The 20,832-nt window shown below is 69.1% G+C and carries 22 protein-coding genes; 8 read left to right on the plus strand and 14 right to left on the minus strand.

The window, feature by feature from the left end; translation table 11 throughout:
- Positions 1-35 precede the first annotated feature (35 nt).
- A complete protein-coding gene (locus KLK06_RS43475) occupies positions 36-653 on the plus strand; it encodes a TetR family transcriptional regulator (RefSeq protein ID WP_308168709.1) in 618 nt (205 codons plus the stop codon).
- On the opposite strand, the gene KLK06_RS43480 is transcribed toward KLK06_RS43475, so the two are convergent.
- The 4 genes from KLK06_RS43480 to KLK06_RS43495 are packed head-to-tail and all read right to left on the minus strand — an operon-like array spanning position 635 to position 4,448.
- Positions 635-1,696 (minus strand): ABC transporter ATP-binding protein, encoded by a 1,062-nt coding sequence (locus KLK06_RS43480; RefSeq protein WP_214641580.1) that lies wholly within the window; start codon positions 1,694-1,696, stop codon positions 635-637. The two genes, KLK06_RS43475 and KLK06_RS43480, sit on opposite strands and share 19 nt — an antisense overlap.
- On the minus strand, positions 1,683-2,462 hold the full coding sequence (locus KLK06_RS43485; RefSeq protein ID WP_214641581.1) for an ABC transporter permease: 780 nt from the start codon (positions 2,460-2,462) through the stop codon (positions 1,683-1,685). The genes KLK06_RS43480 and KLK06_RS43485 overlap by 14 nt, the downstream gene beginning before the upstream one ends.
- Positions 2,455-3,294: an ABC transporter permease gene (locus KLK06_RS43490; protein ID WP_308168710.1), complete on the minus strand. Its 840-nt coding sequence runs from the start codon at positions 3,292-3,294 to the stop codon at positions 2,455-2,457. The genes KLK06_RS43485 and KLK06_RS43490 overlap by 8 nt, the downstream gene beginning before the upstream one ends.
- Positions 3,295-3,326: 32 nt before the next feature.
- Complete coding sequence (locus tag KLK06_RS43495) at positions 3,327-4,448, minus strand: spermidine/putrescine ABC transporter substrate-binding protein (protein WP_214641582.1); 1,122 nt, start codon at positions 4,446-4,448, stop codon at positions 3,327-3,329.
- Positions 4,449-4,598: 150 nt separating this feature from the next.
- Here KLK06_RS43495 and KLK06_RS43500 point away from each other — a divergent pair, with 150 nt between their 5' ends.
- Together KLK06_RS43500 and KLK06_RS43505 are read left to right on the plus strand one after the other, a co-directional pair.
- Entirely contained in the window at positions 4,599-5,750 is a 1,152-nt protein-coding gene (locus tag KLK06_RS43500; protein ID WP_214641583.1) for a hypothetical protein, read from the plus strand.
- Positions 5,747-6,709: an SIS domain-containing protein gene (locus tag KLK06_RS43505; RefSeq protein ID WP_214641584.1), complete on the plus strand. Its 963-nt coding sequence runs from the start codon at positions 5,747-5,749 to the stop codon at positions 6,707-6,709. The genes KLK06_RS43500 and KLK06_RS43505 overlap by 4 nt, the downstream gene beginning before the upstream one ends.
- A 7-nt stretch (positions 6,710-6,716) precedes the next feature.
- Here KLK06_RS43505 and KLK06_RS43510 read toward each other — a convergent pair whose 3' ends face one another.
- The 4 genes from KLK06_RS43510 to KLK06_RS43525 all read right to left on the minus strand — a co-directional run bounded on the left by KLK06_RS43510 (position 6,717) and on the right by KLK06_RS43525 (position 10,641).
- The gene (locus tag KLK06_RS43510) at positions 6,717-7,295 is read right to left on the minus strand and encodes an ATP/GTP-binding protein (protein ID WP_214641585.1); all 579 of its coding nucleotides are present in this window, start codon (positions 7,293-7,295) and stop codon (positions 6,717-6,719) included.
- Positions 7,276-7,590: a DUF742 domain-containing protein gene (locus KLK06_RS43515; protein ID WP_250906943.1), complete on the minus strand. Its 315-nt coding sequence runs from the start codon at positions 7,588-7,590 to the stop codon at positions 7,276-7,278. Before KLK06_RS43515 ends, KLK06_RS43510 begins: the two co-directional genes overlap by 20 nt.
- A gap of 67 nt (positions 7,591-7,657) precedes the next feature.
- Entirely contained in the window at positions 7,658-8,080 is a 423-nt protein-coding gene (locus KLK06_RS43520; RefSeq protein ID WP_214641587.1) for a roadblock/LC7 domain-containing protein, read from the minus strand.
- Positions 8,077-10,641 carry a nitrate- and nitrite sensing domain-containing protein gene (locus KLK06_RS43525; RefSeq protein WP_214641588.1) on the minus strand — a complete coding sequence of 855 codons (2,565 nt, stop codon included), beginning with the start codon at positions 10,639-10,641 and terminating at the stop codon, positions 8,077-8,079. The genes KLK06_RS43520 and KLK06_RS43525 overlap by 4 nt, the downstream gene beginning before the upstream one ends.
- Before the next feature lie 347 nt (positions 10,642-10,988).
- On the opposite strand from KLK06_RS43525, the gene KLK06_RS43530 reads away from it, so the two are divergent.
- The 4 genes from KLK06_RS43530 to KLK06_RS43545 all read left to right on the plus strand — a co-directional run bounded on the left by KLK06_RS43530 (position 10,989) and on the right by KLK06_RS43545 (position 15,924).
- Positions 10,989-12,050, plus strand: a complete 1,062-nt coding sequence (locus KLK06_RS43530) for a glycine betaine/L-proline ABC transporter ATP-binding protein (protein ID WP_214641589.1) — start codon at positions 10,989-10,991, stop codon at positions 12,048-12,050.
- The gene (locus tag KLK06_RS43535) at positions 12,047-13,960 is read left to right on the plus strand and encodes a proline/glycine betaine ABC transporter permease (RefSeq protein WP_214641590.1); all 1,914 of its coding nucleotides are present in this window, start codon (positions 12,047-12,049) and stop codon (positions 13,958-13,960) included. Before KLK06_RS43530 ends, KLK06_RS43535 begins: the two co-directional genes overlap by 4 nt.
- The gene (locus tag KLK06_RS43540; RefSeq protein WP_214641591.1) at positions 13,957-14,925 is read left to right on the plus strand and encodes an ABC transporter substrate-binding protein; all 969 of its coding nucleotides are present in this window, start codon (positions 13,957-13,959) and stop codon (positions 14,923-14,925) included. The genes KLK06_RS43535 and KLK06_RS43540 overlap by 4 nt, the downstream gene beginning before the upstream one ends.
- Before the next feature lie 63 nt (positions 14,926-14,988).
- The gene (locus tag KLK06_RS43545; protein ID WP_214641592.1) at positions 14,989-15,924 is read left to right on the plus strand and encodes an ABC transporter substrate-binding protein; all 936 of its coding nucleotides are present in this window, start codon (positions 14,989-14,991) and stop codon (positions 15,922-15,924) included.
- Positions 15,925-15,951: 27 nt separating this feature from the next.
- Here KLK06_RS43545 and KLK06_RS43550 read toward each other — a convergent pair whose 3' ends face one another.
- Both KLK06_RS43550 and KLK06_RS43555 read right to left on the minus strand, forming a co-directional pair.
- Entirely contained in the window at positions 15,952-16,767 is an 816-nt protein-coding gene (locus tag KLK06_RS43550; protein ID WP_214641593.1) for an ABC transporter permease, read from the minus strand.
- A 25-nt stretch (positions 16,768-16,792) separates the two neighbouring features.
- The gene (locus tag KLK06_RS43555) at positions 16,793-17,716 is read right to left on the minus strand and encodes an ATP-binding cassette domain-containing protein (RefSeq protein WP_284735312.1); all 924 of its coding nucleotides are present in this window, start codon (positions 17,714-17,716) and stop codon (positions 16,793-16,795) included.
- Between the two features lie 79 nt (positions 17,717-17,795).
- Between KLK06_RS43555 and KLK06_RS43560 the strand changes: the two genes are divergently transcribed.
- Positions 17,796-18,566 carry a TetR/AcrR family transcriptional regulator gene (locus tag KLK06_RS43560; protein ID WP_214641594.1) on the plus strand — a complete coding sequence of 257 codons (771 nt, stop codon included), beginning with the start codon at positions 17,796-17,798 and terminating at the stop codon, positions 18,564-18,566.
- 130 nt (positions 18,567-18,696) lie between these two features.
- Here KLK06_RS43560 and KLK06_RS43565 read toward each other — a convergent pair whose 3' ends face one another.
- From KLK06_RS43565 to KLK06_RS43580, 4 genes are read right to left on the minus strand one after another with little or no spacing between them, the layout of a single operon-like run.
- Positions 18,697-19,449, minus strand: coding sequence for a hypothetical protein (locus tag KLK06_RS43565; RefSeq protein ID WP_214641595.1), 753 nt, complete (start codon positions 19,447-19,449; stop codon positions 18,697-18,699).
- An 8-nt stretch (positions 19,450-19,457) separates the two neighbouring features.
- The gene (locus KLK06_RS43570) at positions 19,458-20,036 is read right to left on the minus strand and encodes an ATP/GTP-binding protein (protein ID WP_214641596.1); all 579 of its coding nucleotides are present in this window, start codon (positions 20,034-20,036) and stop codon (positions 19,458-19,460) included.
- Complete coding sequence (locus tag KLK06_RS43575) at positions 20,017-20,379, minus strand: DUF742 domain-containing protein (RefSeq protein ID WP_214641597.1); 363 nt, start codon at positions 20,377-20,379, stop codon at positions 20,017-20,019. The genes KLK06_RS43570 and KLK06_RS43575 overlap by 20 nt, the downstream gene beginning before the upstream one ends.
- A 26-nt stretch (positions 20,380-20,405) precedes the next feature.
- Complete coding sequence (locus tag KLK06_RS43580; protein ID WP_214641598.1) at positions 20,406-20,828, minus strand: roadblock/LC7 domain-containing protein; 423 nt, start codon at positions 20,826-20,828, stop codon at positions 20,406-20,408.
- Between the last annotated feature and the right edge of the window lie 4 nt (positions 20,829-20,832).

The raw sequence follows: 20,832 nt of genomic DNA on the forward strand, positions 1-20,832 counted from the left end.
GGCTTCCTGAACGGCAGACAAACAAGGCGGTGATTGTGGCCCAGCGAAAGAGCCGCAGCGACCGGCGCATCGACCTGATCGAGGCGGCCCGGCGGGCCATCATCCGTTACGGCATCGACCGCGTCCAGCTCTCGCATGTGGCCGAGGAGGCCGGGTTGACCTCCGGGGCCGTGCTCTATCACTACCCCGACCTCAGCGAGCTGCTGGTCGAGGCGCAGCACGCCGGGATGGAGCGGTTCTACGAGCAGCGGCTGCGCCAGCTCATCGCGCTCACCGACCCGGCGGAGAAGTTGGTCATGACGATCAGGTCGGGGCTGCCGACCGGTCCGCTGGATCCCGACGTCAGGCTGCTCAACGAGCTCGGCGGGGCCGCGGGGCGCAACAGGGTGTACGGCGTGCTGCTCACCTCCCTGTTCGACCGGCAGGTGTCGATGTACCAGTCGATCCTGGACACGGGGGCCGCGCTCGGGGTGTTCAAGCTCAGCTCCGACTCGCTGACGATCTCGCGCAACCTGGTGGCCCTGGAGGACGCCTACGGCTACCGGATCACCGCCCGGCACCCGGTGATCGACCCGCAGGCGGCGGCCGAGCTGATCCTCTCCTACGCGCGTACGGCGACGGGCCACGGGCTGGCTCATCGAGCCGTTCCCTGACCCGCCGGGATGATGACGGCGTCGTCGTGGCGCCAGTGCAGCTTGACCTTGGCGCCCTGCTGCACGGCGCTGGCGCCCTGCACGGCCACCAGGACCGGCTTGAGGTGGCCGGGCAGGTCGACCGAGATGTGTGAGACGCCGCCGTAGAAGCTGACGTCGAGCACGGTGCCCTTGAGGCCGTGCGCGGCCGCCTCGTCACGCAGCTCGACCTTCTCCGGGCGGACGCCGAGGAGCGCTTTGGCGCCGGTCTCGAGCTCCTCCAGCGGGGTGCCGGGCAGCAGGCCGAAGTCGGTGCTCCTGAGGCCCTCCGCGCCGCCGGCCGTACCCTCGAACAGGTTGTTGGCGCCGACGAAGTCGGCGACGAAGGGGGTGCGGGGCCGCTCGTAGAGCTCGACGGGCTCGTCCACCTGGCGCACGCCGCCCCGCTCGAAGACCGCGATGCGGTCGGCCAGCGACATGGCCTCCTCCTGGTCGTGGGTGACGACCACGAAGGTGATGCCGACCTCGTGCTGCAGCCGCTTGAGCTCCAGCTGCATGTCGGCGCGGACCTTCTTGTCGAGCGCGGAGAGCGGCTCGTCGAGCAGGAGCAGGCGCGGGCGCTTGACGATGGACCGGGCCAGCGCGACGCGCTGGCGCTGGCCGCCGGAGAGCTGGGCGGGCTTGCGCGCGCCGAGCTCCGACAGGCCGACGGTGTCCAGCACCTCGGCGACGCGCTGCTTGATCTCCTGGCGCGGCAGCTTCTCGCGCTCCAGTCCGTAGGCCACGTTCTTGGCGACGGTCATGTGCGGGAACAGCGCGTACGACTGGAACATCAGGCTGATCGGCCGCCGGTTCGGCTGCTTGGCGAGCAGGTCCTCACCGTCGAGCGTCACCGTGCCGCCGTCGGGCGTCTCGAACCCGGCCAGGATGCGCAGCAGCGTGGTCTTTCCACAGCCGGAGGGCCCCAGCAAAGCGAAGAACTCGCCCTGGCGGATCTCCAAGGAGACCCCGTCGAGCGCGGTGACATCACCGAACCGCCTGGTGATCCGGTCAATCTGTAGCACGTGATTCCCCGATCTTGGTGATCCGCTGTCCCGCGATCACCGCCGTGAAGCTCACCAGGAGCAGGATGGCGGCCAGCGCGTTGATCTTCGGGGTCACCCCGAAACGGATCATCGAATAGATGACGATCGGCAGCGTCTGCTCGGTGTTGCCGATCGTGAAGAAGGCGATCACGAACTCGTCCAGCGACAGCGTGAAGGCCAGCAGCGCGCCCGCGATGATGCCCGGCGCGAGCTGCGGCAGCGTCACCTTCATGAACGTGACGACCGGCCCCGCCCCGAGGTCACGCGAGGCCTCCTCCAGCGAGGTGTCGGCGTTCGTCAGCCTGGTGCGCACCACCGCGGCGACGAACGCCATCGAGAAGACGGCGTGCGCGAGGATCACCGAATAGAGCCCCAGCGTGAGCTGGATCATCCCGTAGAAGACCAGCAGCCCGATGGCCAGCACCAGGTCGGGAAGTACGGCCGGCATCAGGGCGAACGCGTCGAGCGTCTTCGACCGCGTGTGCCTGACCAGGCCGACGGCCAGCAGCGTGCCGAGCACGGTCGCCAAGGCGGTCGAGCCCACGGCCACGATGAGCGTGTTGACCAGGCCGTCCCTGATCCGCTCGTCCTGGGCCAGCTCGCCGTACCACTTGAGGCTGAAGCCCTCGTAGGTGTACGCCGACTTGCCGGAGTTGAACGACATCACGACGAGCACGATGATCGGCACGTAGAGGAAGACGTACGTGGCCCAGAACGGGACGTGCAGCCACTTCGACCTACCCACGACGGGCCGCCCACGACTGCGCGATCAGCAGCACCACCAGGACCGCCACCAGGGCCAGCGCCAGGGTGGAGCCGAAGGGCCAGTCACGGGCCCGCAGGAACTCGGTGCGGATCAGGTTGCCCACCATGATCGACTTGCCGCCCCCGAGCATCTCGGGGATGACGAAGTTGCCGAAGCTCGGCACGAACACGAACAGGCACCCGGTCAGCACGCCCGGCACCGTCATCGGCAGCGTCACCTTGCGGAACGTGGTGAACCCCGACGCGCCCAGGTTCGCCGACGCCTCCCGCAACTGCGGGTCGAGCCGCTCGATCGCCGCGTACAGCGGCAGCACCATCAACGGCAGGTAGGAGTAGAGCAACCCGAGGACGATGGCGCCCTGGTTGTAGAGCAGCTCGTACGGACCGAGCCCCAGCGCCTTCAATCCCGAGTTCAGCAGGCCGGGCCCGTTGAGCAGGATGATCCAGGCGTAGACGCGGATGATGAAGTTCGTCCAGAACGGCAGCACGACGGCGACCAGCGCCACCGTCTTCCACTTACGTGGCAGCTGTGCGATCAGGTACGCCGTCGGATAGCCGAGCAGCAGCGCGATGAGGGTCGTGAGCCCCGCGAGCTTCAGCGAGGTGCCCACCACGCCGAGGTAGAGCGGGTCGAGCAGGCGGCTGAAGTTCTCGCCGGTGACCTCGTAGACGACGCCGCCGAACCGCCCACGCTGGAAGAGCGTGTAGCTCAGCACCAGCACCAGCGGCACCAGGAGGAGCACGACCAGGTAGGTCAGCCCGGGTGACAGGAAAACGAACGCACCCAGCCGGCGCCCCCTCGAAGGAGACACCGGCCGGGTTTCAGGTTGTGCTTTCACTGCGACTACGACTGCGCCGTGATCTCGGTCGACATGCGCGTGTACTTCAGCGACGCCTGACCCAGGTCGATGATCGACTCACCGTTGAGCAGCTCGGCCGGCTTGATGCCCAGCAACGAGCCCTTGGGGATGGTCACCTTGTCCATGGCGGCCTTGTTGGGCACCTTGTAGTTGATGTTCGCGGCGGCCCAGCTGTGGATCTCGGGGTCGAGGATGTAGTTGATCAGGGCGTGCGCCGCCTCCTTGTTCTTGGAGGACTTCAGGATCACCATGGTGTCCACCCAGAGGTCGCTGCCCTCCTTCGGCACCACGAACTTGATGTTCTGCTTCTCGTCCGTGGTCGGGCACCAGCCGTCCCACGCCTCGACCATCACGGCCTCGCCGGACTTGAGCTTGTCACCGAAGGTCGTGTCGTCGTAGCCGAGCAGGTGCGGCTTGGCCTCGACGAGGAGCTTCTTGGCCGCGGCGATCTCGTCGTCCTTGTCGGTGTTGACCGAGTAGTGCAGCGCCTTGAGCGCGGGCAGGGCCAGCCAGCGCTCGGTGGTCATCATGGTGACCTTCTTGTCGGCCCAGGCCGGGGGCGACAGGAGGTCCTTCCAGCTCGTCGGGGGCGTCTTCGCCAGGTCACTGCGGTAGCAGATGCCGGTCGTACCCCAGGTGTAGGGCACCGAGTACTTGTTGCCCTTGTCGTAGGAGAGCTGGGTGGCCTCGGGGTAGAGGTTCGACAGGTTCGGGATCAGCTCGGGGTGGATCGGCTCCAGCAGACCCTGCTCGTTGAGCGCCTGGGCGTACTGGCCCGACACGAACGCCACGTCGATGCCGCTGTCGCCACTGGCGGTCAGCTTGGCCATCGCTTCCTCGTTGGTGGCGTGCAACGTGATCTTCAGCGGGAACTTGAGCTTGTCCTTGACCTTCTGCGGCAGTTCCTTGGGCGTGTAGCCGTCCCATACCGTCACGTTGACCGACTGCTTCGACAGGTCGGCGTTCGGGTTGAGCTGGTCGGCCGTCGCCGCCGGCGCCGAGGCTGCGCTGTTGGTCGACTCACCACCGCACGCCGCGACGGCGAGCGCGAGGCCGACCACCGCTACGGCAGCCGGAAGACGACGGGTGAACCGGGTACGGGACACGGCCGCTACTCCTTCAGGGTTCCAATGGACGAGAGGGGTCGCGCGACCAACCGGGCACGGCGGACCAGAGCAGGAGTGTTGCAGCAGAAATCAACATGAGCAAGACTTTTGCGGACACTGTTACCTGGATGTTTGGTCTAGCTGTTGAACATGAATTCAATATGGAAGCGGTTGCTCTCTCTCGGTGAGAAGCCCTTCACAGCACAAGATCGCGGCGTCTCCGCCGCGCTCGTGACGGCGCTCGTGGGTGGGGGTGAGGTGCCACCGCCCTTCGCCGTCCGCCGCTTCTCCGCCCTGCCCAGCCTCTCGTACAGTGCGACGGATCACGACACTGGGGTGCCGGCCGAGCGGGATTTCGGGTCACATGTCGACCAGACGAACTATTCGGTGATCGTGGCCGAGCGGGTGGTGGTCAAGTGGCTGACGCCTCCGGCGGCGATGCCGCATCCCGCTCCCGAGATGCTCGCCCACCTGGCCGGGGCCGGATTCCAGGATACGGCTCCGCCGTATGCCGCGCTGACACGCGTGGACGGGGCGGGCGAGACGCTGCTCGCTCTGGTCACGGGCTACCTGCCGGGGGCCAGGGACGGCTGGGAGTGGTGCGCCGATGAGGCCGAGTCGGGCCGCACCGCCTTCGCGGACGCCCTCGGCCGCCTGGCCGCCGACCTCCACCTGGCACTCTCCACTTTCCCACCCTCCTCCATCGTCACAACTGCCCCGGCCGTTACAACGGATTTCGGACTGGCGGAAAGGGCGAAGGGCGCGCTTGCCGAGGCCCTCACTCTGACGGGCGGCGAAGACGGCGAGTGGCTGGCGGGCAAGGCCGACGCTCTCAGAGCCGAGCTGGCCCCGCTCGCCGGGCCCATCACCACGCCCCTGATCCGCATCCACGGCGATCTCCACGTCGGCCAGATCCTCCAGTGGACCGGCGGCTACGCCGTGATCGACTTCGACGGCAACCCCACCGTCACGGAGGCCGCGCCGTACCAGCCGGCGGCCAGAGACGTCGCCCAGCTCGCCACCAGCCTGGAACACGTCGCCCAGGTGGCGATCAAGCGCCGCGGCACCCCGCCGCGCGAGGCGCTCCGCTGGGCCGGTGAGGCCCGCGAGCGCCTGCTGTCCGTCTATCGAGACCGCCTGGCCGAGCGCGGGCGGCCGGACCTGCTGGACGGCTCCCTGCTCCGCCCGTTCGAGATCGAGCAGGAGTGCCGGGAGCTCGTCTACGCCGCCCGGCACCTGCCCCGCTGGCGCTACGCCCCGATGGGCGTCCTGCGCGCCCGCTACCCCGAGGAGACCCCGTGAATTCCGAGCTCTACCTGGCCGACCTGGAGGCCAAGCCCGCGGCCCTCGCCACCTTGGCGGACGCGCTGGCGACCGCCGATCCGTTCGAGGGGCTGCCGGACGGCGTCCGGCGCGTGCTGTTCCTCGGCATGGGCAGCTCCCGCTACGCCGCCGGAGTCGCGGCGCTGCGCCTGCGCGCCGCGGGCATCGACGCCTACGCCGACTACGCCTCCACGACGGCCTCGTACCCCGCGGGCCCGGAGACGCTGGTGGTGCCCATCTCGGCGACGGGTACCAGCCGCGAGACGCTCGACGCGGTGGCCCGCTACGCGGGCGGCCCGTCGTTCGTGGCGGCGCTCACCAACCATCCCGCCTCGGCCCTCGCCGAGGCGGCCGACCTGGTCGTCCCCATGCACGCGGGCGAGGAGCGGGGCGGCGTGTCCTGCCGTACGTTCCAGCACACGCTCGCCCTCCTGCTCGCGCTGGAGTCCCGCCTCACGGGCGCCGGGCGCGACCTGCCCGATCTGGTACGGCGGAGCGCCGAGGCGTCGGCCGACCTCCTCGACCGCAGGGACGAGTGGCTGGCCCTGGCCCTGGAGCTGCTGGACGGCCCGCACGGCGTCTACACCGTCGCGCCCGCGGAGCGCCTGTCGTCGGCGGAGCAGTCGGCGCTGATGTTCCGCGAGGGCCCCCGCCGCCCGGCCGACGCCTGCGAGACGGGCGACTGGTCCCACGTGGACGTCTACCTCACCAAGACCCTCGACTACCGCGCCCTGCTCTTTCCCGGCTCCCGCTACGAGGACCAGGCCATGGACTGGGTACGGCAGCGCGGCTCGACGGTTGTCACCGTCGGCGGAGACGTCAAGGACGCCACGGCCGCCATCCGTTACGCGCACGACGGCGACGCGGACGTGGCCCTGCTCACGGAGACGCTGGTGGCGGAGCTGGTCGCCGCCTACTGGTGGTCGGCCGCGTCCTGACCGGGCCTCAGCGGGCGCCGGACGCGGACTGGGCGGTGAGGGCGTGCTCGACCAGCGAGATCAGCGTGCTCTTGACCGCCTCGCGGACCCGCGCGTCGGTACGCACGATCGGGATGTGCGGCGAGAGCGTGAGCGCCTCCCGCACCTCGGTCTCCACGTGCGGGAACTGCCCGTCCCACCCGTTGAGCCCGACGATGAACGGCAGCTCGGCGTTCTCGAAGTAGTCGATCGCCGGGAAGCTGTCGGCCAGCCGCCGGGAGTCCACCAGGACCACCGCGCCGATCGCGCCCTTGACGAGGTCATCCCACATGAACCAGAACCGGTGCTGACCGGGCGTACCGAACAGGTAAAGGATCAGATCACGATCCAGTGACAGTCGCCCGAAGTCCATCGCCACGGTCGTGGTCGTCTTGCCCGGCGTGTGCGCGAGGTCGTCGATGCCCGCCGAAGCGTCCGTCATCACCGCCTCCGTGGTCAGCGGCATGATCTCTGACACCGCTCCGACGAAGGTGGTCTTGCCCACGCCGAACCCGCCCGCGACGACGATCTTCGTCGAGGTGAGCCCGCTAGAGCCTGCGAAGTCCACTGAGTACCCTTTCGAGCAGGCTCTTGTCAGGAACGCCCGCCTCAAGCTGCGGCTGGTAGACGCGGACCAGCCCTTCCGACTCCATGTCGGCGATCAGGACCCGCGCCACACCGAGCGGGACCCGCAGCAGAGCTGACACCTCCGCGACCGACCGGACCTGCCGGCACAGCTCGCTGATCGCCCGGTATTCCCGGGTGTACGCCATGCCGAGCCGCATCGACGTCGCTGAGGATACAAGCGCCTCCATCGCAAGGCCACCGCGTGGGGCGGTTCGCCCGCCGGTGACGGCGTACATCCGGACCAACGAGCTCCGCTCGGGCTCCGGTTCGCGGTCATGCCACGCTGCCAACAGTCCACTCCCATCACCAGGTACGCGCGGCCGAGAGTTCCGCGCGGACGGCGGGCGTGAGCACTTGCCCCGCGCGCTCGACCAGAATCGTCATCTGGTAGGCCACCAGGCCCATGTCGCAATCGGGTGCGGCCAGCACCGCCAAGCACGAACCATCACTGATCGCCATGGCCAGGAGCAGGCCGCGCCGCATTTCGATGAGGGTCTGGGTGACGTCGCCGCCTTCGAAGACCCGCGCGGCGCCCTGGGTGAGGCTGATCAGTCCGGCCGCGATGGCGGCGAGCTGGTCGGCGCGGTCCTGGGGGAAGCCGCGGGAGAAGGCCACCGGCAGACCGTCGGCGGAGACCACCACGGCGTGCGCCACCCCGGGCACCTGCTCCACAAAGCCGCTGACCAGCCAGTTCATGTCCCTGGCCGCCTGGCTCAGATTCTTCATCCTGGGTCCTCCTCTAACTCTGCGCGGCCCTTGCGCACGCCTTGCTGGTAGTTGGCGAGCCTGCGGCGCAACCGGTCGGGCGAGACCAGGGGCGCGGGCGCGGGGGTGGGCGACGGCGGGGGTGTGGCGGAGCCCGGCACCAGGTTGGCCTTGGGCGTCCGCCTGGGCAGTCCGGACGAGGTCGTCCCGCTCCGGGCGGGCTCGCCGATCGCGCCCGCCGCCTGCCATCCGCTGTCGGCCGGCGAGGACCAGGCGGGGTCGCGACGATCCGGTTCCGGCTTGGTGAACCAGCTCGACTCGACGGAGGCGAAGACCGGCAGGAACTCGTTCTCCGCCTGCGGTGACGGGGTGGCCAGGTCGGGCATCGGCACCTCCACCGAGTGTGTGTGCGGGTGCCGCGAGCTGAACCACGACGAGGATGAGGGCGACGGCGCCATGTCGAGGGCCTCAAGGGACTGATGGGACGAGCGCTCGAAGGGGCGCTCGAACGGCTGGTCGAGGGAAGGGTCGAACGACGGGTGGCCGAGGCCGGGCATCGCCGGGGTGGCCTGCATCGGCACTCGCACGAACGGCGGCGGCTCCGGGGCCGGCATCGACCCGGGGACCGTGGTGAGCAGCATTTCGGGGATCAGCACCATGGCGGTCAGCCCGCCGACGTCCTGGCGGCGCAGTTGCACCCTGATGCTGTGCCGCAGCGCGAGCCGGCCGACCACGAACAGGCCCATCCGCCGGGAGACCGAGACGTCGACCACCGGCGGGTTGGCCAGCCGCCAGTTGGTCTCGGTCAGCTCCTCCGGACTCATGCCGATGCCGTGGTCGGTGACCGAGATCATCAGCCCGCCGCCGTCGATGCGGCCGCTGGAGATGATCACTTTGGTGTCGCGCGAGGAGAACGAGACCGCGTTCTCGACCAGCTCGGCGAGCAGATGGACGACGTCGCTGACCGCCTGGCCGGCGATGGCGGCCTCCGACTGCGCCTGGACGCTGACCCGGTCGTAGCTCTCGACCTCGCCGAGCGACGCGCGTACGACGTCCATCAGCTCGACCGCCTCGCTCCACCTGCGTGCCGCCTCCTGGCCGGCCAGGACCAGCAGGTTCTCGCTGTTGCGGCGCATGCGGGTGGCCAGGTGGTCGAGCTTGAACAGGTCGCCGAGCCGGGTGTCGTCGCGTTCGCCGCGCTCCAGCCGCTCGATCAGCGTGAGCTGCCGCTCGACGAGGGTCTGGCTGCGCCGCGACAGGTTGACGAACATCGCGTTGACGTTCGAGCGCAGCCGCGCCTCGTCGCCGGCCAGCCGTACGGCCTCGCGGTGCACCTCGTCGAAGGCGCGCGCGACCTCTCCCACCTCGTCCTTGGAGAAGATGCCGATGGGCGGCACCTCGACGTTGAGCGCGCCGTCGCGCGACTCGCGCAGGTGCTGGACGAACTCCGGCAGCCGCCGGCCGGCGATCTCCAGCGCCTCGCCGCGCAGCCGGCGCAGCGGCCGGACCAGCGAGCGCGCCACTCCCGTGGTGATCAGCAGGACGGCGATGAGCAGCGCGAGCACCGCGCACGCGACGACCAGGGCGCGCTGCCGCTCGTCCGCGCTGAGCGCCTGGCTGCGGGTCAGGATGCCGGCCGCCTGGCGCTGCTCGACCTTGCGGAAGGAGTCGACGACGACGTTGCCCGCGTCGTTCCACTCCTTGGTGTCGTCTCCGTGGTTGCCCTGGTCGAGGCCCCTCAGCGGCAGCCCGGCCGTGGCCCGGATCAGCACCAGCTCGCGCAGGAACAGCATGCGGTCGGCGGATCTGCCGTTGACGCTCTCGTCGAAGAAGCGGCGTTCCCCGGCGGTGGCCTCGTCGCCGAAGCCCTTGCGCTCGTTGCGTTCGCGTGACAGCTCGCCGAGGAAGCGCTTGAGCTGCTCCTGGTCGAGGCCCCCCTCGACCAGGCCGGTGGTGACCAATGCCTGCTGCTGCGAGATGCTCTCCTTGGCGCGGGCCAGCGAGTCGAGCATGCGGGTCTGCCGGAACAGCTCGTCGTCCTGACTGCCCTTGACCAGCTCGTTGTGCACCGACAGCAGCTCGTTGATCACCGTGGTGTAGAGCTCGACGCAGGCTCCGGGCAGCAGGTCGGCTTCGAGCGCCTGCTCGCGCAGGCCGGCCAGGTCGTTCAGGCGGCTCAGCATGTTCTCGATCTGGTCGGCGGTACGGCCGGTGACCTCCCCCACCAGTTGCTCGGCGCTCGCCCGTACCTGCCTGGTGGACTCGTCCACCAGGTCCATCTGGTCGCGGACGGCGGCCAGCCCCGTCGCGGGCCGGCCTCTGGCGATGAACCACGAGGTCCGGCCGCGCTCGCCGGCGACCAGGTGGGTGAGCGCGCCGACCTGCTGGGAGAGCTGCGCCAGCCGGTTCGTACGGGCGTAGTCAGCGGCGGCGCCCATCGAGGCGAACACCTGGATGCCGCCGAGCAGGACGGCGGCGGCGGTCGGGACCAGGATGAGGGCGACGAGCCGCGCCCGGACACGCCAGTTGCGCAGGCGCCAGTTTGCCTCGTCCGCCTGCCGTTCACCCAACTGTGTACTCACCGAACGCAACCTCTCGCCCAAATCGGCGTTTTTGAAGGGCGACTGAGGCCCTCGGGGAAAATCAGCAAGTGGGGGTAATTGGAACACATACCTACTAGCTCGGCCAAGCGAACATAACGTGGCAAAACTTAAGCCGTGTGGCGCATGAGGCGAGAACCTGGGGTCCCATTCAAGTTCCAAAATAGGTGAGAAATACTCCCATAAGTAAACAAGTGTCCACTTGTGGGCGTTTGTAGCGTTCCAAAGCTGTTACAGGCGAGAAGCGCCGATGTCTCTTCAAGGTCACGTCGTTGAGATTTGCGTTATCGAAGACATAGGTTGAGCCCGGTCAAACGAGGAGGCGAGTTGTGGGGGTTTCTCCCGACAGTGCGGCCATCGACGTCAACGGACTGTGGAAGATCTTCGGCCCAAAGGCGGAAAGGGTCCTGAAGTGCGATGACAAGTATCTGGAACCCACCGCGCTAAGAGAGAAGACGGGCTGCACCGCCGCCGTCAGAGACGTCAGTTTCGAGGTACGGCCCGGCGAGGTGTTCGTCGTCATGGGCCTGTCGGGAAGCGGCAAATCCACCCTGGTCCGCTGCCTCACCCGGCTCATCGAGCCGAGCGCGGGCGAGATCAGGATCGACGGCGAGGACATCGGCCGCGCCACCCCCGCCCGCTTACGCGAGATCCGCCGCCACCGGGTCAGCATGGTGTTCCAGCACTTCGGCCTGCTCCCCCACCGGCGCGTGATCGACAACGTGGCCTACGGCCTGGAGATCCAGGGCGCCGCCAAGGCCGTCAGGCACGCGCGGGCCGGGGAGATCCTCTCCCTCGTCGGCCTCGAGGGGCACGCCGACGCCTACCCCGACCAGCTCTCCGGCGGCATGCAGCAGCGGGTCGGCCTGGCCCGCGCGCTCGCCGTCGACCCGCAGGTGATGCTGTTCGACGAACCGTTCAGCGCGCTCGACCCGCTGATCCGCCGCGACATGCAGGCCGAGGTGATCCGCCTGCACCGCGAGGTCGGCAAGACGATGGTGTTCATCACCCACGACCTGTCCGAGGCACTCAAGCTGGGCGAACGCATCGCGATCATGCGGGCCGGGTCGATCGTGCAGCTCGGCACGCCAGAGGAGCTGGTGGGCGCGCCGGCCGACGACTACGTGGCCGACTTCGTCCGTGACGTGCCCAGGAGCCACGTGCTCACGCTGCGCTGGATCTGCCGGCCGCCCGAGCCCGGCGAGCCCCTCGACGGCCCGGTCCTGCCCGTCGGCACGGTCATCAAGGACGCGATCGGCGCCACGTCGTCCTCCTCCCGGCCCATCCGGGTGATCGACGGTGACGAGCTGGCTGGAGTCGTGGACCGGGTGGACATGCTCACCTTCCTCTCGGGCCAGGACTCGGCAGCCGCCGTACGGGCCGGCGCATGAGCACCACGGCCATCACCACCCCCTCCAGGCTGCGTGTGCCCAGGTGGGCGGCCCCGGCGGGGATCGTGGTGCTGTTCGCCGCCGCCTACCTCGTCTTCCGTGACACGGGAACGCTCCCACACGACAAGTCGGCCCCGCAGTTCCTGGCGATCACCGACCTGCGGGAGTGGATCGACGACCACCGGAACTCCAACCCGCTGTTCCTGTACTTCCTGAACTACATCCGGATCTTCGTCGGGTCGGTCTACACGGCCTTCCAGAGCGTGCTGTACGCGCTCGGCTGGCCCGGGCTCATCGGCGTGATGGGCGCGCTGGCCTGGCTGGCGGGCGGGTGGCGGATCGCGCTGCCGGCAGTCGCCGGGGTCGGCTCGTTCGGGGTGCTCGGCCTCTGGCAGTCGAGCGTCGACACGCTGGCCCTGGTCGCGGCCTCGGTACTGCTGTCGCTGGCGATCGGGATCCCGCTGGGCGTCTGGGCGGGCCTCTCGCGCGGGGCGCGCAAGGCGATCACCCCGGTCCTCGACGTCATGCAGATCATGCCGACGTTCGCGTACCTGGCGCCGCTCGTGCTGTTCTTCCACATCGGCGCGCCCGCCGGCGCCATCGCGACGATGATCTACTCGATCCCGCCGGCCATCCGCATCACCGCGCTGGCCATCGAGCAGGTCTCCCCCACCGCCGTCGAGGCGTCGGCGTCGCTGGGGGCCACGGGGCGCCAGACCCTGTTCAAGGTCTACCTGCCGCTGGCCAGATCGACGATGGCGCTGGCGGTGAACCAGACCATCATGATGGCGCTGTCGATGGTCGTCATCGCGAACCTCATCTCGGCGCCGGGCCTGGGCGGCGACATCATCCGGGGCCTGTCGCGCGCGCAGGTCGGCATCATGCTCCCGGCCGGAATCGCGATCGTCGTCATGGCGGTGCTGCTCGACCGGATGATGGTCGCCTTGGCGCGTAAAGATCCACACAGCTGGATCGGCCGGGCCCGCTTCATCGGCGCCGCCGCGCTGGCTATCGCCGGGCTGGCCCTGACCCCGCTGCTGCCCGCCGAGTGGCCCGACGGCTGGACGGTCAACTTCGTCGTCCAGGTCAACGACGCGGTGCACTGGGCCGAGACGAGCTGGTACGGCGTCACGACGTTCGTCAAGGACGTCACGACCAGCCTCCTGCTCAACCCGCTGGAGGGCCTGCTCACCTCGGCGCCATGGTGGCTGATCGCCGCCGCCGCGCTGCTGCTGGCCTGGCGGGTGAGCGGGTTACGGCCGGCGCTCACGGCACTCGGCTGCCTGCTGGCGATCGCGCTGCTCGGTGTCTGGGAGCACGCCATGCAGACACTCACCACCGTCGCGGTCGCGGTGCTCGTCACCCTGGCCATCGGCCTGCTGCTGGGCGTGGCGGCCGCGCGGTCGTCCCGATACTCGGCCGTGCAGCGCCCGATACTCGACGCCGCGCAGACCATGCCCGCCTTCGTCTACCTGCTGCCCGCGCTCGCCCTGTTCGAGACCACCAGGTTCACCGCGATCTTCGCCTCGGTCATCTACGCGGTGCCCCCGGTCGTGCGCCTGGTCGAGGACGGCATCAGGGCGGTGCCCGCGACCGTGGTGGAGGCGGCCGCGTCCGCCGGGTCCACCCCGGGCCAGCTCCTGTGGAAGGTGCAACTCCCGATGGCCCGGCGGGCGATCCTGCTGGCCGCCAACCAGGGCATCGTGATGACCCTGGCCATGGTCGTCGTGGGTGGCCTGGTCGGGGCCGGCGCCCTCGGCTACGACGTGGTCGTGGGCTTCTCCCAGCGGACCGACTTCGGCATGGGGTTCATCGCCGGCATCGCGACGGTCCTGCTCGGGGTCATGCTCGACCGCATCACGCAGGGCGCCGACAGGCGCCCTTCCCCCCAAAGAAGGAAGACCACATGAAGATTCGCCTGCTCGCAGGCCTTCTCGCGCTCGGGCTCGCGGCCGCGGGATGCGGTGGCGCCAAGGTCGAAGAGCCGGCCGGCTCCGCCGCGCCGCAAGCCCAGGGCAGCGCCTCGAGCGCCGGAACCGTCAAGATCGCGATCAATCCGTGGGTGGGCTACGAGGCCAGCGCCAACGTGGTGGCCTACCTGCTGAAGAACGAGCTCCACTACGACGTCCAGCTCCCGGAGATCAAGGAACAGCTCGCCTGGGAGGGCTTCGAGACCGGCGACGTGGACGTCATCATCGAGAACTGGGGCCACCCGGACCTGGTGAAGAAGTTCATCGACGAGAAGAAGGTCGCCCAGTCCGCGGGCTCGACCGGCAACAAGGGCGTCATCGGCTGGTACGTGCCCAAGTGGATGGCCGACAAGTACCCGGACATCACCGACTACAAGCACCTGAACAAGTACGCCGGCCTGTTCAAGACGTCGGAGTCCGGCGGCAAGGGCCAGCTCCTCGACGGCGACCCGAGCTATGTCACCAACGACGAGGCCCTGGTCAAGAACCTCAAACTGAACTTCAAGGTGGTCACGGGCGGCAGCGAGGCGGCCCTGCTCAAGTCGGCGACCCAGGCGCAGGAGCAGCAGAAGGCGCTGCTGTTCTACTTCTGGACCCCGCACTGGCTCTTCGACAAGGTCGATCTCGTACGCGTGAACCTGCCCGCCTACACCGCGGGCTGCGACGCCGACGCCAAGAAGGTCGCCTGCGACTACGCGGAGCTGGACCTCGACAAGATCGTGAGCAAGAAGTTCGCCGACACCGGCGGCAAGGCCTACGACCTGGTCAAGAACTTCAACTGGACCAACGAGGACCAGAACGCCGTCGCCAACGACATGACCAACGGCGGCATGACCGGCGAGCAGGCCGCCAAGAAGTGGATCGAGGCCAACACCGCCAAGTGGCAGGCGTGGATCCCCAAGTAACCCCTCTTGACCGTGACCCCCTCTGACCGCGGCCCCCGGCGGGCCGCGGTCGTGGAGCCTCTCATGCGAACCAACACGATCGCGGGGCCGCTGGTGGCGGCCCTGTTGCTGACGGCCTGTTCCAGTGGAGAGCCGTCGCCCGCCCCAGGGTCGAAGGGCACGGTGCACATCGACATCCACGGGTGGGTCGGCTACGAGGCCCAGGCCGCCGTGCTGGCCTACCTGCTCGAACACGAGCTGGGCTATGACGTCAAGAAGCGCAAGATGAAAGAGGAGGATTCCTGGAAAGACTTCGGGACCGGCAAGGTCGACGTGATCGTCGAGAATTGGGGCCACAATGATCTTAAGAAGAAGTACATCGAGGACGAGAAGGTCGCGATCTCGGCGGGTCTCACCGGAAACAAAGGGGTGATCGGATGGTACGTCCCCCAGTGGATGGTCAAGCAATATCCGGACATCACCAACTGGCGGAGCCTGAACAAGTATTCGAGCCTTTTTCGGACCGCTAAATCTGGAAATTCCGGTCAGGTACTCGATGGCGATCCGTCGTTCGTCACCTATGACGAGGCGCTCGTGAAGAACCTCGGTCTCGATTACCGAGTCGTCTACTCCGGCAGCGAAGACGCGTTGATCAAGGCGGCACAGACGGCGACCAAGAACAGGAAGCCGGTGCTGATGTATTTCTACGAACCCCAGTGGCTGTTCACCAAGGTCAAACTCGTCAAGATCAACCTGCCCGCCTATTCGATAGGCTGCGACGCCGTCGCGGCCAAGGTCGCCTGCGACTACCCGCCGTACCTGCTCGACAAGATCGTGAGCAGGAGCTTCGCCGCGACCGGCGGCCGGGCGTACGACCTGGTCCGCAACTTCACCTGGACCAACGACAACCAGAACGCGGTCGCCAGCGACATGATCAACGGCAAGATGACCGCCGACCAGGCCGCCAAGAAGTGGGTCGACGAGAACAAGATCGTGTGGCAGGACTGGATCCCCCGTTGAGCCGGCCGCCCGGCCGACCCCCGGGGGTCACCGGTCCAGGCGCTGGTAGAGGCGGACCGACAGGACGAAGAAGACCGCGGTGATCGCCAGCGGCCAGACGATCGCCATCGTCACCGCGTGCTGGGCCACCCACGAGTCGCCGCCCCAGCCGGGATTGCCGAATAGCTCCCGCGCCGCCGCGACGGTCGACGACAGGGGGTTCCACTCGGAGACGGCGCCCAGCCAGCCCGGCATGGTGCCCGGGGCGACGAAGGCGTTCGACAGGAAGCCGATCGGAAACTCCAGCGTCTGGATGGCCGTCACCGCCCCCGGATCCTTGGCCACCAGCCCGAGGTACATCCCCGCCCACAACAGGGCGAAGCGCAGCCACAGCAGCAGCCCCACGGCCCCGAGCGCCCCGCCCAGGCTCGCCGGGCGCCAGCCCACCGCGAACCCGCAAGCCAGCATGCCCGCCAGGACCAGCACCGAGTTGAGCAGATCGGCGACTGCCCGGCCGATCAGGACGGCCGACGGGGCCATCGGCATGGACCGGAACCGGTCGGTCACGCCACGGGAGAGGTCCGTGGTGACCGCGACCATGGTGGCGCCCAGTCCGAACAGCATCGTCATGCCGTACATGCCGGGCATGAGGAAGGCGAAGTAGTCGGCCCCGTCCGGCACGTCCACCGCGCCGCCGAACAGGTAGCCGAACGCCAAGGCGATCACCACGGGGAAGGCGACCCCGAACACGATCGTCATGGGCTGGGCGATCCAGTGGATCAGGTCACGCCGGGCGACCGACCAGCCGTCGGCCAGCGCCCAGCGCAGCCGGGTGAACGGCGGGTCCATGGTCAGTTCGGTCATGTCGCACTCCTGTCGTTGATGGGATTCACGCGGCGGTGAGGCTCAGGAAGACCTCATCGAGCGTCGGCCTGCGCAGCGCGATGTCCTCGGCCTCGATGTCCGCGGCCGAGAACGCCGCCAGGACCTCCGTGAGCGCCTGGACCCGCTCGACCACCGGCGCGCTGACGTGGCGGGTGTCCTGATCGACTTCAGCGGGCGCGGCGGCCACCCTGCCGACGATCCCGGCGGCCTCGGACAGCCGCGCCGCGTCCCTGACGACCACGTCGAGCCGGTCGCCGCCGAGCTTGGACTTGAGCTCGCCCGGCGTGCCCTCGGCGACGACCCTGCCGGTGTCGATGACCGAGACGCGGTCCGCGAGCTGGTCGGCCTCCTCCAGGTACTGGGTGGTGAGCAGCACCGTGGTGCCGGTGGAGACCAGGGCGCGCACCGCCTTCCACACCTCGCCGCGGCTGCGCGGGTCGAGCCCCGTGGTGGGCTCGTCGAGGAAGAGCACGGGCGGAGAGAGGATCATGCTGGCCGCCAGGTCGAGCCGGCGCCGCATGCCGCCCGAGTACTCCTTGACCGGGCCCGGATGCTCCAGGCCGAACGTGTCCAGCAGCTCGGCGGCCCTGGCTCGGGCCGCGCGGGCGTCCAGGTGGTAGAGGCGGCCGAACAGTTCCAGGTTCTGTGTGCCGGTCAGCACCTCGTCCACCGCCGCGTGCTGGCCGACCAGGCCGATGCTCCGCCGTACGAGCCGGGGGCGGGCCGCCACGTCGAACCCCGCCACCTCCGCGCGGCCGCCGTCCGGGCGCAGGAGCGTGGTGAGGATCCGGACGGCCGTGGTCTTGCCCGCGCCGTTCGGGCCGAGCAGGCCGCAGACCGTGCCCTCGGCGACCTCGAGGTCGAAGCCGTCAAGGGCCGTCTTCTTGCCGTACGTCTTGCGCAGCCCCTGTGCGAGTACCGCCGCCATTGCGCCTCCTCTAATTCCGTACGGCGTACCGTACAACATACGGTTCGAGAAACGCAACCGTACGGTGTACCGTACGAGTGTGACGATCGAGTACTCCGGCAAGGGCGACCCGGCGCGCAGCCTGGCGCTGCTCTGGCGCACCAGCGAGCGGACCAGCCGCAGGGGCAAGCCCGACCTGAGCGTCGACCGGATCGTGCGCGCCGCCATCGAGGTGGCCGACGCCGAAGGCCTCCAGGCGCTGTCGATGCGCCGCGTCGCCGAGCGGCTCGGGGTCGGCACGATGTCGCTCTACACGTATGTGCCGGGCAAGCCGGAGCTGCTCGACGTCATGCTCGACACCGTCTACGGCGAGACCGCGAGGCCGGAGGACGTGCCAGGCGGCTGGCGGCCCAGGCTGACACTGGTCGCCAGGGAGAACTGGGCGCTCTACCAGCGCCACCCCTGGCTCCTGCAGGTGGCGACCAGCCGCCCGGTGCTGGGGCCGAACGTCACGGCCAAGTACGACTACGAGCTGCGTGCCGTCGACGGCATCGGGCTGACGGACGTGGAGATGGACTCGGTGATCACCCTGGTGACCGGGTTCGTGCACGGCACGGCCAGGGGGGCGGTGGAGGCCGCGCAGGCGGAGAGCCAGACCGGGCTGACCGACGAGCAGTGGTGGGCGGCGCACGCGCCGTTCCTCAGCCGGATCGCCGACGCATCGCAGTGGCCAACGGCCTCCCGCGTCGGCCAGGCCGCAGCCGAAGCCCTGGGCAGCGCGTACAGCGCCGACCACGCCTTCGAATTCGGCCTGGAACGCATCCTCGACGGCATCGACACACTGATCAGCCACCGATCCGCATCAGCCTGACAACCCCCGCCCTGCCGACACCGCTACCCCCCACCACCAGAAGGACCCCAGCGATCGCCGCCCCCTCCCCAGAAGGACCCCAGCCGAAGTACGGCGGGAAGTGCGGATACATGGGGCAGTCGTACCGGGACTAGCGGTCGGCCACTTCCTTGACGGAGGACGGGCGACGAAGCTCCGGCGGCCCCGCGGCGGCGAGCGCGATGCCGAGTTGCCGCTCCGTAGGCGGCACGGTCCAGGTCAGTCCAGCCCCGCCGTTGGCGATCACGCTCGTCAGCAGGCTGCGGAGCACCACCTCGCCGGGCGCCCCCGGCTGCCGCGCCCGCGACTCGTCGTACTGGTCGCGGATCCGGGCCAGGTCGAGCAGCATCGTGGTGCCCGGCAGCCCGTCGCCCAGCACAGCGACCTCCAGCGCACCCAGGCCACCGGCATCGGACCAGGCGCCGATGCCCGCCGCTCCCTGAGGGCAGACGATCTCGCGCACCTCGTCGGCGAAGCGCCCGCCGTCCGCCCAACCTGCCCGCAGATGCAGCACGCCCGGCTCCTCGGCGGCCAGGAACTCCGCCATCAGCTCACCGACCGTGGTCTGCGGATCGTGCATGGCCGCCTGCCCGCGGGCGGCGAACCGGTCGGCGAGCAGGTCGAGCGAGATGAGCCGCGGCGGCTCGAACACGGTCAGGACCCCGGACTCCCCGCCGAGGTCAACCGGCGTCCCCGCGTCGGCGAAGGCCCTCAGCCCCTCCAGCAACGCGGTCGCGCCCTCGTCCCCCAGCCGCGCCTCCCAGCCCGGCCTGCGCTCGGCCGCCGGCCCACCGTCGGCCGCGTCACGGCGGAACCACCAGACGGCCACGCCGATCACCACGGCGGCGGCGAGCGCGATCCACATGCTGCCTGCTAGGAGACGGGCGCCGCACGCAGGCGTACGACGTGCTCCACGAGCGAGATCAGCGTCCCCTTCACCGACTCGCGGTGCCGCGCGTCGGTACGCACGATCGGCACGTTCGACGAGAGCGCCAGCGCTTCGCGCACCTCGTCGTCCGAGTGCTGGAACTGACCGTCCCAGCCGTTGATGCCGACCACGAACGGCAGCTTGGCCTCTTCGAAGTAGTCGATCGCGGGGAAGCTGTCGGCCAGCCGCCGCGTGTCGAGCAGCACCACGGCGCCGATCGCGCCGCGCACCAGGTCGTCCCACATGAACCAGAACCGGTGCTGTCCGGGCGTGCCGAACAGGTAGAGAATCAGGTCACGGTCGAGCGACACGCGCCCGAAGTCCATGGCCACGGTCGTCGTCTGCTTGTTCGGCGTCATGCCGAGGTCGTCGATGCCCGCGGACGCGTCGGTCATGACCGCTTCCGTGGTGAGCGGCAGGATCTCGGACACCGCCCCCACGAACGTCGTCTTGCCGACGCCGAACCCGCCCGCGACGACGATCTTCGTCGACGTGAGGCCGGGGCTAGAGCCTGCGAAGTCCACTGAGCACCCTTTCGAGCATATTGAGGTCTGGCTGTCCCTCGCTGAGACGTGGCTGGTGCAGGCGGACAAGTCCTTCGTCGGACATGTCCGCCACGAGCACTCGGGCCACGCCCAGCGGGACACGGAGCAGGGCCGAGATCTCGGCGACCGACCGGAACGTGCGACAGAGTTGCATGATGGACTCCTGCTCGGGAGTGAGCATCAACATCTCGTCATCCGGTATGGACATCGACGAGATCAGCGTCTCCATCGCAAGGTGGTAGCGCGGCTCTGAGCGACCGCCGGTCACCGCGTACGGACGGAACAGGGGCTCATCGTCCCCGGTTCCGTCAATGCCGTACACGGCCCTCCCCCATCAGTTCCATTGCATCACCGCGTCCTGGCCGCCTGCAGTTCCGCGCGCAGGGCCGGCGTCAGCGCCTGGCCCGCCCTGTCGACCAGCAGCGTCATCTGGTACGCCACCAGTCCCATGTCACAGTCGATCCCGGCCAGCACCGTGAGCACGGAGCCGTCACTGATCGCCATCACGACGAGCAGCCCGCGCTGCATCTCGACGACGGTCTGCGACACCGAGCCGCCCTCGAACACCCTGGACGCGCCCACGGTCAGGCTCAGCAGGCCCGCGGACACCGCCGCCAACTGGTCGGCGCGGTCGGGTGGGAAGCCCTCGGAACTGGCCAGGCAGAGGCCGTCGGCGGAGACGACGACGGCATGCGCGACTCCGGGCGTGTTCCGCACGAAGTCGGTGATCAGCCAGTCGAACCTGTGGGCTTCATGGCTAAGGGTGGTCACTCGC

The sequence above is a fragment of the Nonomuraea sp. NEAU-A123 genome (assembly GCF_018603905.1).
Taxonomy (GTDB): domain Bacteria; phylum Actinomycetota; class Actinomycetes; order Streptosporangiales; family Streptosporangiaceae; genus Nonomuraea.

Bases quoted from the DNA above. Each gene is read 5' to 3' on its own strand.
- KLK06_RS43500 (WP_214641583.1), top strand. From the start codon at position 4,599: ATGAATTCAATATGGAAGCGGTTGCTCTCTCTCGGTGAGAAGCCCTTC.
- KLK06_RS43515 (WP_250906943.1), bottom strand. From the start codon at position 7,590: ATGTACGCCGTCACCGGCGGGCGAACCGCCCCACGCGGTGGCCTTGCG.
- KLK06_RS43520 (WP_214641587.1), bottom strand. From the start codon at position 8,080: ATGAAGAATCTGAGCCAGGCGGCCAGGGACATGAACTGGCTGGTCAGC.
- KLK06_RS43535 (WP_214641590.1), top strand. From the start codon at position 12,047: ATGAGCACCACGGCCATCACCACCCCCTCCAGGCTGCGTGTGCCCAGG.
- KLK06_RS43540 (WP_214641591.1), top strand. From the start codon at position 13,957: ATGAAGATTCGCCTGCTCGCAGGCCTTCTCGCGCTCGGGCTCGCGGCC.
- KLK06_RS43545 (WP_214641592.1), top strand. From the start codon at position 14,989: ATGCGAACCAACACGATCGCGGGGCCGCTGGTGGCGGCCCTGTTGCTG.
- KLK06_RS43550 (WP_214641593.1), bottom strand. From the start codon at position 16,767: ATGACCGAACTGACCATGGACCCGCCGTTCACCCGGCTGCGCTGGGCG.
- KLK06_RS43555 (WP_284735312.1), bottom strand. From the start codon at position 17,716: ATGGCGGCGGTACTCGCACAGGGGCTGCGCAAGACGTACGGCAAGAAG.
- KLK06_RS43565 (WP_214641595.1), bottom strand. From the start codon at position 19,449: ATGTGGATCGCGCTCGCCGCCGCCGTGGTGATCGGCGTGGCCGTCTGG.